This window comes from Paramaledivibacter caminithermalis DSM 15212, assembly GCF_900142245.1.
Classification (GTDB): Bacteria; Bacillota; Clostridia; order Peptostreptococcales; family Caminicellaceae; genus Paramaledivibacter; species Paramaledivibacter caminithermalis.
Map to the genome: position 1 here is coordinate 1 of NZ_FRAG01000072.1, position 13,479 is coordinate 13,479.

Sequence of the window (13,479 nt, forward strand, 5' to 3'; positions counted from 1 at the left end):
CAGCTTACCTCTTCCTTTATATATTAGAAAAACTAAAGGAAAGGAAAAGGCTATAAATCACCCGTTGTATTTAATCCTTCATGATTTACCTAATGAAGAAATGACCAGCTTTTCTTTTAGGGAAACAATGATGACTCACCTTCTACTATGGGGAAATGCATACGCTGAAATAGTAAGAGATGGAGCAGGTAATATAGTAGAGATTTATCCCCTACAGCCAGATAAGATGGTAGTAGAAAGAGATAAAGAAACTAAGAAAATTAAATATAAATATTTTATTGACAGCAAACAGATAATTTACCCTAAAGAGAAAATATTTCATATACCAGGACTTTCTTTTAATGGACTTACTGGTATATCTCCAATATCTGCTGCTAGGGAAGCTGTAGGATTAGCCCTTGCAGTTGAGGAATTTGGTTCAAGATTCTTTGGAAATGGAGCAAGACCAGGAGGAATACTTAAACATCCGGGGGTTTTAAAAGATCCTGAAAAACTAAGAAAACAGTGGGAAGAGGTATATAGGGGTGTAGGAAATTCACATAAAGTAGCTGTACTAGAAGAAGGAATGAAATACCATGAAATAGGAATACCACCAGAGGATGCACAGTTTCTACAGACAAGAAAATTTCAGATAAATGAAATATGTAGAATTTATAGAGTACCTCCTCATCTTATTGGAGATTTAGAACATGCTACCTTTTCAAATATAGAGCATCAATCTATAGAGTTTGCAGTTCATACCATAAGACCTTGGCTTGTAAGGTGGGAGCAGGCCATTCACAAATGTTTACTTACTCCTAGTGAGAGAAAAAAATATTTTGCTAAATTTACGATGGATGGTCTACTTCGAGGAGATTTTAAAACAAGGATGGAAGGCTACGCCATAGGAAGGCAAAATGGCTGGTATAGTGCCAATGACATAAGAGAACTTGAAGATTTAAACCCAATTAGTGAAGATAAAGGCGGTGATCTGTACCTTATTAATGGAAATATGCTCCCACTTAACATGGCTGGTGCCTTTGCTAAGATAAATAATGATTCTAAGGAAGGTGGTGAAACTGATGGAAATGGAAAGAAGGACCATAAATATGACGGAGCTTCGAGTCAAAAGTAAACCAAATAGTGAAGAAGGAGAGAAAACAGTCAGAACTATTGAAGGTCATGCAGCTGTATTTAATAAGTGGAGTGAAAAAATGGGTGGATTTTTCCCATATAAAGAAAGGGTACTGCCAGGAGCCTTTAAAGATTCAATAGAAAAGGATGATATAAGGGCTCTATTTAACCATAATCCTGACTATGTCCTTGGTAGAAATAAATCAGGAACTTTAGAACTTAAAGAAGATGAAAAGGGCCTTAAAGTTACAATTCATCCACCAGATACCCAGTGGGCCAGAGACCTTTTAGTATCTATTGATAGGGGAGATATTACCCAAATGTCCTTTGGATTTATTGTAGAATCGGACCGCTGGGGACTTGAAGAAGGTATGGATGTAAGAGAACTTCAGAAAGTTAAGCTTTTTGATGTATCACCAGTCACTTATCCAGCATACCCTCAAACTGATATAGGGGTTAGAAGTATAGATGAGGTTTTTAAAAAGCATAAAGAGGAAGAAAGACAGAAAAAAGCTATAAAAGCTAAAGAAAAGTTAGATTTATATAAAAGAAAAATTGAAATTCTAAGTAAGTACTAAAGCACTTATCTGAAAAATACAGAAGGTGCTATTTTTATACCAAAAATCAATGAAATGGAGTGATTTATTTGAAAAATATAGCTGAAATGAAGCAAAAAAGAGCAGAGCTTATTAAACAGGCAAGGAGTATTCTTGAAACAGTAGAGAAAGAAAACAGAACTTTAACAGATGAAGAAGAACAAAAGCTTAAAGACTTAAACGCAGAAATCGACAAAAGACAAAAAGAAATTGAGTTTGAAGAAAGACAGCAAAGATTAGAAGCAGAACTTAATACTAGGGATAGTGAACCAATAAGAAATGAGCCAAACACTTCTAATTTATCATCAAATGAAACCAAATTCAGAAGTTTTGGTGAGCAAATGATGGCAGTTTATAGGGCTGCATGTCCTAATGGTAGAGTCGATTCAAGACTTACAACCAGAGCTGCATCAGGACTATCTGAAAGTTTACCTAGTGATGGTGGCTTTTTAGTTCAGCAGGATTTTGTTTCTGAGCTTTTAAAAAGGGCTTATAATACTGGCGTTATTGCTTCAAAATGCCGTAAGATTCCCCTTAGTACAAATTCAAATGGTCTTAAAATCAATGCTATAAATGAATCCTCAAGGGCTAATGGTTCAAGATGGGGTGGAATACAAACCTATTGGGAAAATGAAGCAGATCAGCTTATTAGTTCTAGACCTAAATTTAGAGTAATGGATTTAAGCCTGAAAAAGCTTACTGGACTTTGTTATGTAACTGATGAACTTTTAACGGATGCAGCAGCACTTGAATCAGTACTTATACAAGGGTTTGCTGAAGAGTTTGGATTTAAAATTGATGATGCAATAATTAACGGAAATGGTGCTGGACAGCCCCTTGGTATTTTAAATTCAGGAGCACTTGTTAAAGTAGCAAAAGAAACAGGACAAGCTGCCAAGACTATAACTGTAGAGAATATAGTAAAAATGTGGTCAAGAATGTGGGGAAGAAGTAGACAAAATGCAGTATGGCTTATTAATCAAGATGTAGAGCCAATGCTTTATACATTATCACTTAAAATAGGTGATGGAGGAGTACCAGTGTATATGCCAGCTAACGGTCTTGCAGGTAAGCCTTACAGTACACTATTTGGTAGACCTGTTATTCCTATAGAACAGTGTAGTAGTTTAGGTACTCTTGGAGATATAATACTAGCTGACTTTAGTCAATATCTACTTATAGATAAAGGTGGAATTAATGCAGCTTCATCAATACATGTAAGATTTTTATATGATGAAAGTGTATTTAGATTTATTTATAGAGTAGATGGGCAGCCAATTTGGGATAAAGCATTAACTCCATACAAAGGAAGTAGTAGTTTATCACCATTTGTAGCACTTTCAGATAGAAAATAAACAATAGAATTTTAATAAAAATGAATAGATAGGGGCAGTTTTTAGCTGCCCTTAAATTATTAAATGGAGGAGATATAATGAATAAAACATTTCATATAAACACGATTTTACCACCTAAGGTTGATGCCTTTGCCAGTACTGTTACTACAAGTCCTATAGACTTATCAAGTTATAATCATGTAACCTTTGTAATTGCTACAGGAACTGGAGATACTGGAACGCAGTCCATAACAGTTGAAGCATGTAGTGATGAAGTAGCAACAGAAGCTTCACCAATTGAATTTAGATACAAAGAAGCACTAACTGGTGATGATTTTTCAGATTATATTTTAGCAGATACGTCTGGTTTTACAACTACTGCTGGGGACAATAAAACCTATGTTATAGAAGTAGATTCACAGGCCCTTGCAAAACTAGAATATAAATATCTTAGAATTAAGGCAGTAGAAGTAGTAGATGCTCCAGTAGAAGGAAGTATAGTAGCTATTTTAACTAGCGCAAGATATAGTGATTAGTTATGGATATAAAAATAATAGAAGAAATAGGTCCTGATATAGTAACTTTAGATGAAGTAAAAGGGCATCTTCGAGTAGAGCATACTGATGAAGATGCCTATATTACTTACCTCATTAAAGTAGCTACTGAATACTGTGAAAACTTTACAGGAAGGTATATAAAGCAAAAGACTGTAGAAGTTATACTTGATACCTTTCCAAGTAAAGTCTTAAAACTACCAATTACACCAATACTTGAAATAAATAAAGTATACTACACTAATTTAAATGGTGAAGAAGTTTATATAGAGCCATTAAACTATGTAAAAATACCTGAAACAGAGCCTCCACTTATAGTTCATAAAGACAGATGGCCAAAGGATGTTACAGATATTCCAGGGAAAGTAAGGGTAGAAGTTAAAGCTGGATACTTAGAAGTATCTCACAGTATAAAGCAGGCTACACTACTTCTTTGTGGCCATTTTTATGAAAACAGAGAAATCGTAAATAGTCGTAACAGATGGGAGCTTAAGGCGCTTCCTTTTTCTATTTCTGCCCTTTTGTATCCATATAAGGTTTATAGACTTTAAAAAGTGGTGATGTTTTAATGAAAATAGGTGAGCTAAGAGATAGAGTAACTATACAGGAAAACATTTTAACACCAGATGGATATGGTGGTTTTTCGGAAGTTTGGCAAGATAAATATACTGTATGGGCCAATATTAAACCCCTTAGGGGCAGAGAATATTTTGAAATGAAAAAGGTCCAAAGTGAAATAACTCATAAGATAACTATTAGATTTAGAAACGATATAAATACATCAAACAGAATTAAATATAAGGGTCAGATATTTTATATCAAAAGCATCATAGACATAGATAACAGACATAGATTTCTTGAAATCATGTGCATAGGAAGTGGAGAGGATGGCTAATAGAGGTTTTTATATAGAACTTGAAAATGTAGAAAGAACAATAAGAGAAATAGGGCTATTTCAAATAGAAAAAAGAGAGAATGTAAAAAAGATAATAAAGAAAACAGCTAAAAGGGTAGTAAAGGAAGCTAAAGCAAGAGTTCCAGTAGACACAGGAGAAACCAAAAAAAGCATAAAGGCTAAATATTTAGAAGGTGGTCTTATGGCTACAGTAAAGCCAAGGCTACCTGGTGGGTGGAAAGCGCATTTTCACGAGTATGGGACTGTAAAAATGAGAGCAAGGCCTTTCATGGGTCCTGCTGAAGAAGTTTCAAGAAATGATTACTTACAAGAAATGAGAAGTGAGGTAAACAGATGAGTGGAATTTTAAAAGTGCAAAAAGCCTTATATGACAGATTAACAAACTACTCACCTTTAACTGACAAAGTAGAAGGCGTCTTTGATTATGTAAAAGAAAATCAGAAGATGCCTTATGTAGTTTTAGGTGAGATAATATCTATTCCCTACTTTACAAAAACAACTACAGGAGAAGAAGTAGTTCAGACTATATATATCTTTAGTAGTGGAAAAGGAAAAAAGGAAATAGAAGAAATCATTAGCGAAATTAAAAGTGCATTAAATGAAGATTTAAATATAGAAAATCATGAAAGCTACTATCAAAGATTAGATAGCATTGAAATATTTAATGAAGGAACATATATACAGGGAGTTTTAAAAGTGAGAGTAAAGATAATGGAGGTGTAATAGATGGCTAAAGGAGTTGATTTTGTAATAAAGATTGAAGATGGTGGTTTACCTGGCACATATAACATTTTAGGTGGCCAGCGGGGAGCAACTCTTAATAGAAGCTCTGAAACCATAGACATAACAACAAAATCCAGTAGTGGCTGGAGAGAAAACGAAGCAAGTATAAAAGAATGGTCAATAGAAGCAGATGGATTACTTGTAGAAAGCGATACAGCTTTTAGTGATTTAGAAAGTGCTTACATGAATGGAACAAAGGTTTTAGTAGAGCTTGCTACAGCTGCTGGTAATAAATATTCAGGAGAAGCTTTAATTACAGATTTTCCTATTGAAGCTCCATACGATGATACAGCTACTTACTCTGTGACCCTTCAAGGAACAGGTGCTCTTACCAAAACAACAGTTTAAAGGAAGTGGTTAGATGAAAAAGTTTATTCCTATTGAAATGGATAAAGTAAGGAATTTAAGACTTGGAATAAATGCAATTTGTCAAATAGAAGATATGACAGGAAAGACAATAACTAAGCTTAACGAAAATTTAGGAATTAAAGAATTTAGGATAATTCTATACTGTGCATTAAAGTGGGAAGATAAAAGCCTCACACTTGATAAGGTAGGGGAATTAATGGATGAAGTTATTGAAAAGAAAGGAATTGATTATTTAAATGAAAAGTTAGCTGAAGTCTTAGAAAACTCACTTGGGGGCACTAAAAAAAAGATGAATCAGAAAGTGTAATTGATTATGAAGATATGTTTAAAATAGCAACTAGTTATTTAGGCATATCCTTTTTAGATTATTATGAAATGACACCAAAAGAACTTAAGCTTATCCTTGAGGGATATGAAGAAAAGTATAAAAGAGATTTAGAAATGAAGGCATTAGCCACAAGATTGGCTATTTTTAATGCAATTAAAGGCAAAAATCACAAACTCTTCAGTAATGATATCCAGAACAAAAAAATTAGTACCATCGAAAAGCAAAAACAACTTAAAGAACTTAAAGAAATATTCACCTAAAGGTGGTGATAAATTGGCTTTAATAGTAAAAATAGGGGCAAACCTTCGTGATTTTGATAGACAAATGAGAAGGGTTACTAGGGAAATATCCTATTTAGGAAATAAACTTCAGGGAGTGGGAAAACAATTAACAACAAAAGTGACCCTTCCCATTTTAGGTATAGGTGCAGCTTCAACTAAACTAGGAATGGAATTTGAAAAATCAATGTCGGAAGTTTCAGCAGTTACAGGTGCGACTGGAGAAGAATTTGACAAACTTGAAAAATTAGCACGTGAAATGGGGTCTAAAACATCAAAATCAGCGAGTGAGGCAGCTGACGCTATTAAATACATGGGCCTTGCTGGCTGGGATACAAGTCAGATTATGAAAGGGCTTGAACCTGTACTTAGGCTATCAGAAGCAGGAAATATTGATTTAGGAAGGGCTTCAGATTTAGTTACTGACAGTATGAGTGCTTTAGGATTGACAACTGAAGAACTAAGAACATACTTAGACCAAATGGCCCAGACTTCTAGAAAATCAAATACAAACATAGATCAGTTAGCAGAAGCAATGATTGTTGCTGGGGGAACTTTGAAAAACTTAAACGTACCTTTAGATGAGGCTAATGCCTTGTTTGGCATACTTGCAAACAGAGGAAAAAAAGGAAGTGAAGCTGGAAATTCTCTAAACAGTATACTTATAAATTTAACTTCAGGAGCAGGACAGGCAGGTAAAGCAATGGAAGAACTAGGCTTATCCGCCTTTGATAGTAATGGGAAGTTTAAGGGAATAGGAAATGTTTTAAAAGAATTAAAAGAAAAATTATCAGGTTTGACAGAAGAACAAAAAAAATACTTATCTTGCTATGATAGGTGGAAAAACTCAAATAGATACATTAAACGCCTTACTAGATGGTGTAGGAAAAGAATATGATGAGCTGAGGGAGAATATACAAGATTCAAATGGGGCATTAAGCGATATGGCAAAAACTATGCAGGACAATAACCTTGGTGCATTAACTAGACTTAAATCAGCCCTGGAAGAAGCAGCACTTTCCATTTACGATACTCTTAAGCCCAGCATAGAAGCAATAATAGCAAAAATTCAGGAATGGACAGACTGGTTTAATAATCTAAGCCCAGGTATGAAAGAGCTGATAGTGAAAATTGCTTTAATAACAGCAGCTATAGGACCGTTATTAATAGTTATCGCAAAAACTATAACCATATTCGGTAAGTTAAAAGCAGCTGCAACAATACTTGGAACAACAATTGGTGGTTTATCGGCACCTGTATTAATTGCTGGTGGTGTTATAGCTGGACTTATAGCAATTGGTGTACTGCTTTATAAAAACTGGGATATCATAAAAGCTAAAGCTGTTGAATTTAAAGACAAATTGGTAACTACATTTAACAACATTAAAGAAATCGTATCAAAAACAATAAGCTCACTAAAAGAAAATATACTCGGCATTTGGAATGGCATTATATCAGGGATAAAAGGTTCAATAAACAAAATCATTAGCGCTATAAACATTTTTACTAAAGGAATGAATAAAATAAGTTTCTCAATTCCTTCATGGGTGCCGGGGTTAGGAGGTAAAAGCTTTGGATTTAACATACCTCAAATACCAATGCTTGCATCAGGTGGAATTGTAACAAAACCAACACTTGCAATGATAGGAGAAGCTGGACCTGAAGCTATAGTGCCTCTAAGTAAAGGGATAGGTACTGGAAATTATATAAATCTAACAATCACTGGAAATACTATTTTTTCTGATGATATAGATTATATAGGCGAAAGAATAGTCGAAAGACTTAAATTAGCAGGGGTGGTGTAGTTGGACTATCAAATTCTAATTGGTGGGGTAGATTTAACAAGTAATCTTATAGAAGGCAGCCTTACTGTAAATAAAAACTTGAATACAAAAAATAGTATGAGCTGCTCAATATTAAAAAGAGAAGAAGATAATTTCTCTATATCACCAGGACAGGAAATCACAGTTGTTAACGATGGAGAAATCATCTACGGTGGACTAATACAAAAAGCTCCCCATAAAAGAATATCAAAAGGAAATAGCAAAACACTCAAAATTGAAATATCAACAATGGCCTATGAACAGATAACAGGAAGGAGAACCGTTGCAGGAACATGGGAGAATACCTATGCGGGGGTAATTGTTCAAAGCTTAACACAGACATGGCTTAGTACTGAAGGGATAACAGTTGGTGAGATTGATAGCGGTGTATTAATAGAAAAATACAGCGTAAAAGCAAAAAGCATAAAGGGGATTATTGATGATTTAGCTGAGGCTTCAGGCTTTCAGTGGTGGATTAGCATGGACAAGAAACTTTATTTTAAGGTTATAAACTCAGCTGAAGAATGTCCCTATAACATAGGTCCTGGATATTCTTTTACAGATTATGATGATGTATCTTTAGATAATGATTTATCTAGATATGCAAACAAAGTATTTGTTCTAGGTAAAGAAATAAACGGTCAAAGGGTTATGGGAGCAGCTGAGGATCAAGTAGAAATAGAAAAAATGGCATCTTTATATGGTAGTGGAGTTTATGGAATTACTGTTATCAATAACAATATAACCTCAAATTCAGAAGCACAAATAGTGGCACAAAATATATTAAAAGCTAAACTATTTAATTCAAAATTAAGTTTTAAAACTAACACATCAGGATTTAAGCCTGGTCAAATAATAAAAGTACAGTTATCAGAGTTTGAAGAATTAAAGACAGAAAAGACCTTCATAATAGAAAGTGTCAGGGCGGTAGATGTAAGAACAAAACTTAAGTTTTTTATATCAGCAAGATCCTTTACATCAGAAACAACCTATGGAGAACAAAAAGACTGGACAGATGCCTTCAAAAACTTTGTTAATAAGGATGATGAAAATAAAGGAGATAATTATATAGACCTTAATTTTAATGCAGAATTTTTAAGAGCGCCATATGGACCTGCCATCGAGTTTGAATTTGAAGAAGTATCTGCAGGAAGTTCTGGATATGCTTTTCCACCTTCAGTTTCAGTAGGACTTCAATATGACCCCCTAATACCACATGATGGAAGCCTACCATATAATTACAGCATTACTCCCTTTGTTAGTTTAGTTTCCCACGAGGTAAGTGGGATTTTATACTATAGGGGATTTAAAGTACATTGGATAGGGGATAATGTGCCTGAAAGCATACCAAATACCTATGTATCAGCAATAGCAATGATAAGGAAGTGATACAGAATGGGCTTTACAGATAAAAATGAACTTCATCTATTTCAGCCACGTCTTATGACAAATGACCAAAACTTTGAGATGCAGTTTTCAGTGGTTTCAGGTAATGATGGAAGGTCAATAACAGCAGAAGGGGTCTTTCGTTCTAAGGGCGATTATGGTGGGATGTACTGGGAGCCTGAAGATAGAAAAGCACATCCAGTACTAAAAAGACCTGTAAAAAATGATTTATCAGGGATAACCTTGGAATATGACTACCTTATACAAGGAGATTTACCAGCACTTAATGATATTATAGGGCAGGTTATTACAGTAGAGCTTTTAGATGGAACTATACACTATATTCAAGCTTGGAATTATGTAGTAGATAGGCCACTTCAAGATTGGGAGAGTGGTTCTGGAATACTTTTTCCAAGGGGTAGAACTCCAGGTAGTGCAACGGGATACTCGGGTCATATAAAACTGGACTTTGATAACCTTTATGCAGGGTGGGCAGAATATGAAATGGTAAAGGTAGATGAGATTGAACATACTGATCCTGAAACTGGAGAGACATGGACTGAAGAAGTCTGGGAATGGGTAGCGATAAGTGATACTGCAAGATGGGATGAGCTTCATAGCCAAGGCTGGGCCTTAAATTCACCTTCTTGGGAATGGTATAAAGTAGATACAACGCAAATAAAAAAACTGCAGTGGGGATTTACATCAACTGAATATAATTGGACAAATCCTGAGTACATTCCTAAAAGCGACAGTACATGGTTTAAAATGGAATTTACAAACTGGCAGGTAACATCGGGTAATTCTTTCTTAATGACCATACCAACATCGCCATATAAGGAGCATGGTATATGCTTTGCAGATGATTATGATGATAACTACGACATAACACCTGAATGGCTTTTGTATCAAATGTATTATTTAGGTTTTAGAGATTGGATAAACTTTTATATTGGTGCATCCCACTTTTATGACAAAAAAGGAAAATTTGATGAAAACGGAAACCCGATACCAGACCCTGGCGGATACATGCCATACCAATATGAAATGAAAACGGACAAAGTGTTTAATGAAGGATTTTTAGCTTGGTATAAAAATTATTTATACTGGGCTAATTATTATGGGTATAAAGTTGTTCATTCAATATCAATGGAAAATGTAGATGCACCAGAAAGCTGGTGGCAAAGGGCTTATGATGGAACACCAGGAACAACCATGTGGGTACCAACACCTAAACTTTTATCCTTTACGAATCCAGACCTGCATGTTTATTATAAAAATTATGTTAAAGGGCTTTGTGATATATCGGTAGAAGCAGGAATACATCCAATAATTCAGCTTGGTGAGCCTTGGTGGTGGTGGATAGAAATTGATGAAAACCAACCACCTTGTTTTTATGATCAGGCTACTAAAGATAAACACCTAGAAGAATTAGGATATGAGATGCCTATTTTCACATCATCCCATGAAAGCATAAAAGGGTATGAAGAAACCCTTTACTGGCTTAGGGATAAAAACGGTGAGTTTGCCCATATATTAAGGGATCATATACGTTAGTATTATCCAGAAGCAGATTTTACAGTATTATTTTTCCCACCATCTGTACTTGATAAAGACAGGGTTTATGAAATGATGAGGATTGTTAATTTCCCAGGTCAAAAATGGAGTAAAATTTCAAATAACGAAAACTTAAACTTCTTTCAAATTGAGGACTACGACTGGGTAATTGCAGGTGAGTGGAATAAAAACTATAACGTATATGATTTTCCTTGGTACCAGATGGGTTATCAAAGGCATAAAACCCAGTATTTTGCAGGATTTGTTTATACTTACCCTGAAGCTATGCGGGATTGGATTCCCGTTTTTATTAAGCCACTAGCTGAAGGAACAGTAGTAACATACGATAATGAAAACTTACAGATATATTTAAGTTTTGATGAACAAGATATGGAGGATTATTCATGGCATAATTTAAAAATCACAAAGGACTATGAAAATCAGGAAATGATAATGATAGTTGATTATGACCCTGTTAATAAGGTGGCGACACTTGCCCATGATTTTAACAAGGTTTGGCCATACCCTGGAACAAAGTTTTATATTTGCCCTAAAAAGCAAGATTATATAGCTAATATGTGGAAAAGGATTAACACAGCAGCATTAAAGGGAGTATCAAAAGGAGAAATAACTTATATATGGGCTACCGCCCAGATTTTAAGACAAGGGTGGGAACCACCTAGGAAGGTGCATATCATGGAAAAGGCTAGGAATTTAGGTAATGGAGTACTTTTAGAAGAATATAAAATTCAAGTTCCAAAAGGAAAAGAAAACCTTTTAGATTTATCTAAGTTAAAACTGGATAGAGAAGATGGAAGTAGTATTATTTATGATAGTAAAAAACAATATCTAAAGCTTAACAATGCAGATCCTAGTACGGATTTATTCGCATATACTTGGATAGATGTTGAAGAAAATACAGACTATACACTTTCAGATGAAGATGCAACCCAGTATATCTATGTTTATTCTGACTTTTTATATGGAACTACTTTAGCAGTAAAAGAAACAGAAATAAGGAAAAAGATATTTAATACAGGCAGTTTAACAAAAATCCTTATAGGGTTTTATGTGGCTGAGGGTAGTTATACAGGAAAATGGACAAATGTTAGTTTAAGGAGGGCATAAAGATGGCACTTAGACTTCTTGAAAAAGGGCAAAGATTTTTAGCCTTATCAACTGATGAAAAACCTATGGACGTTAAGGCTGGAGCAATTTTAAAGGAAACTGATACACAAAATATCTATATTTTCGATGGAACTGATTGGGCTATAGAAAAATTAAAAACTAAAACATATAAGTGGATTAATGAAACTATCCCTGCAGGAGAGTATTTTAACGTGACTATACCTTGTTTAGGATTTGATTTAATAACGGCATTTGTAAATGCTTCTGGAAATGCTTTAGCTTCATTTAGAGCTACAAATGATGATGGTAGTGATTATTCTTGGGACCCGCTAGGGATAATGAATTCCCCTTCTTTAAAGGTTTCAGCTCAGGCAGAAATTTCAGGAATGCCTTTTGTTGAGTTAGTAATAACCAATGAAGCTGGAGTGGATATTAACTTAGATATTTTTGTTTATCTAGGTAGCTTTAATTAATTTTAGGAGAGGAGAAGATACTGTGAAAAACATTATTAACACTATACAGATTATTTTTACAGCCGTTGGTGGCTATCTCGGGTGGCTTTTGGGAGGCTATGACGGCTTTTTGTATGCCCTGATTCTTTTTGTAGCTTTGGACTATATTACAGGTTTAATGGTGGCAATTTTAGAAAAGAAGATTTCAAGTGAGGTTGGTTTTAAAGGAATATTTAAAAAGGTATTAATCTTTACCATGGTAGCAATAGGTCATATTATAGATTCTTATGTTATAAAAAGCGGTAGTGCTATTCGCACAGCCGTTATTTTTTTCTACATTTCTAATGAAGGAATTAGTATTTTAGAAAATGCTGCAAAGATTGGACTACCTATCCCTGAAAAACTTAAAACAATACTTGATGAGCTTAAAAAGGATAAATAAAAATCAAAGAAGATAGGTGAATGTTATGGTTAAAGTAACAAAAAAACTTATAAAATACAATTATTCCCTGGGAAATGACATAAAATACATTGTTATCCACGATACAGGAAACAAAAGAAAAGGTGCAGATGCATTTAATCATTATAGATATTTTAATAGAAAAAACAGGAGAGCTTCAGCACATTACTTTGTAGATGATAAAGAAATTATACAAACAGTAGAAGATTTTAATGTATCATGGCATTGTGGAGATGGTAAAGGAAAGTATGGGATAACAAATCATAATTCAATAGGTATTGAAATATGTATCAATGAAGATGGAGACTATGAAAAGGCAGTAGATAACACAATAGATTTAGTTAAGTGCTTAATGGAAAAGTATGATATCCCTTTAGATAGAGTTGTAAGACATTATGATGC

Annotated in this window: 17 protein-coding genes and 1 pseudogene; all 18 read left to right on the top strand. The window is 34.3% G+C overall.

Annotated features, from left to right (window positions below):
* Positions 1 to 1,114 (top strand): phage portal protein (locus BUB36_RS16725; protein ID WP_073152925.1); only part of this gene is annotated, 1,114 nt, incomplete at its 5' end.
* Complete coding sequence (locus BUB36_RS16730) at positions 1,062 to 1,691, top strand: HK97 family phage prohead protease (RefSeq protein ID WP_073152928.1); 630 nt, start codon at positions 1,062 to 1,064, stop codon at positions 1,689 to 1,691. The genes BUB36_RS16725 and BUB36_RS16730, both read left to right, overlap by 53 nt.
* 68 nt (positions 1,692 to 1,759) lie before the next feature.
* Entirely contained in the window at positions 1,760 to 3,064 is a 1,305-nt protein-coding gene (locus tag BUB36_RS16735; protein ID WP_330390531.1) for a phage major capsid protein, read from the top strand.
* A gap of 77 nt (positions 3,065 to 3,141) precedes the next feature.
* Positions 3,142 to 3,579 (top strand): hypothetical protein, encoded by a 438-nt coding sequence (locus BUB36_RS16740; protein WP_073152930.1) that lies wholly within the window; start codon positions 3,142 to 3,144, stop codon positions 3,577 to 3,579.
* A gap of 2 nt (positions 3,580 to 3,581) precedes the next feature.
* Positions 3,582 to 4,148: a head-tail connector protein gene (locus BUB36_RS16745; RefSeq protein ID WP_073152933.1), complete on the top strand. Its 567-nt coding sequence runs from the start codon at positions 3,582 to 3,584 to the stop codon at positions 4,146 to 4,148.
* A 17-nt stretch (positions 4,149 to 4,165) separates the two neighbouring features.
* A complete protein-coding gene (locus BUB36_RS16750) occupies positions 4,166 to 4,492 on the top strand; it encodes a phage head closure protein (RefSeq protein ID WP_073152936.1) in 327 nt (108 codons plus the stop codon).
* Positions 4,485 to 4,850, top strand: a complete 366-nt coding sequence (locus tag BUB36_RS16755) for an HK97-gp10 family putative phage morphogenesis protein (RefSeq protein WP_073152939.1) — start codon at positions 4,485 to 4,487, stop codon at positions 4,848 to 4,850. The genes BUB36_RS16750 and BUB36_RS16755 overlap by 8 nt, the downstream gene beginning before the upstream one ends.
* Positions 4,847 to 5,236, top strand: coding sequence for a tail completion protein gp17 (gene gp17, locus BUB36_RS16760; protein ID WP_073152942.1), 390 nt, complete (start codon positions 4,847 to 4,849; stop codon positions 5,234 to 5,236). The genes BUB36_RS16755 and gp17 overlap by 4 nt, the downstream gene beginning before the upstream one ends.
* 3 nt (positions 5,237 to 5,239) lie before the next feature.
* Positions 5,240 to 5,644 carry a phage major tail protein, TP901-1 family gene (locus BUB36_RS16765; RefSeq protein ID WP_073152944.1) on the top strand — a complete coding sequence of 135 codons (405 nt, stop codon included), beginning with the start codon at positions 5,240 to 5,242 and terminating at the stop codon, positions 5,642 to 5,644.
* Positions 5,645 to 5,657: 13 nt separating this feature from the next.
* Positions 5,658 to 5,972, top strand: coding sequence for a hypothetical protein (locus BUB36_RS16770; RefSeq protein ID WP_073152947.1), 315 nt, complete (start codon positions 5,658 to 5,660; stop codon positions 5,970 to 5,972).
* A gap of 14 nt (positions 5,973 to 5,986) precedes the next feature.
* Positions 5,987 to 6,253, top strand: a complete 267-nt coding sequence (locus BUB36_RS19495) for a hypothetical protein (RefSeq protein ID WP_073152949.1) — start codon at positions 5,987 to 5,989, stop codon at positions 6,251 to 6,253.
* 13 nt (positions 6,254 to 6,266) lie between these two features.
* On the top strand, positions 6,267 to 7,169 hold the full coding sequence (locus tag BUB36_RS20425; RefSeq protein ID WP_073152952.1) for a phage tail tape measure protein: 903 nt from the start codon (positions 6,267 to 6,269) through the stop codon (positions 7,167 to 7,169).
* On the top strand, positions 7,102 to 8,076 hold the full coding sequence (locus tag BUB36_RS20430; protein WP_073152954.1) for a phage tail tape measure protein: 975 nt from the start codon (positions 7,102 to 7,104) through the stop codon (positions 8,074 to 8,076). Before BUB36_RS20425 ends, BUB36_RS20430 begins: the two co-directional genes overlap by 68 nt.
* On the top strand, positions 8,077 to 9,483 hold the full coding sequence (locus tag BUB36_RS16790) for a hypothetical protein (RefSeq protein ID WP_073152957.1): 1,407 nt from the start codon (positions 8,077 to 8,079) through the stop codon (positions 9,481 to 9,483).
* A 6-nt stretch (positions 9,484 to 9,489) separates the two neighbouring features.
* Positions 9,490 to 12,165, top strand: a pseudogene (locus BUB36_RS20755) (non-contractile tail sheath protein).
* A 2-nt stretch (positions 12,166 to 12,167) separates the two neighbouring features.
* On the top strand, positions 12,168 to 12,638 hold the full coding sequence (locus BUB36_RS16805) for a hypothetical protein (protein WP_073152965.1): 471 nt from the start codon (positions 12,168 to 12,170) through the stop codon (positions 12,636 to 12,638).
* A 22-nt stretch (positions 12,639 to 12,660) separates the two neighbouring features.
* Positions 12,661 to 13,059, top strand: coding sequence for a phage holin family protein (locus BUB36_RS16810; protein WP_073152968.1), 399 nt, complete (start codon positions 12,661 to 12,663; stop codon positions 13,057 to 13,059).
* 25 nt (positions 13,060 to 13,084) lie between these two features.
* The coding region (locus tag BUB36_RS16815; protein ID WP_131821328.1) for a peptidoglycan recognition protein family protein at positions 13,085 to 13,479 on the top strand (395 nt) is incomplete at its 3' end.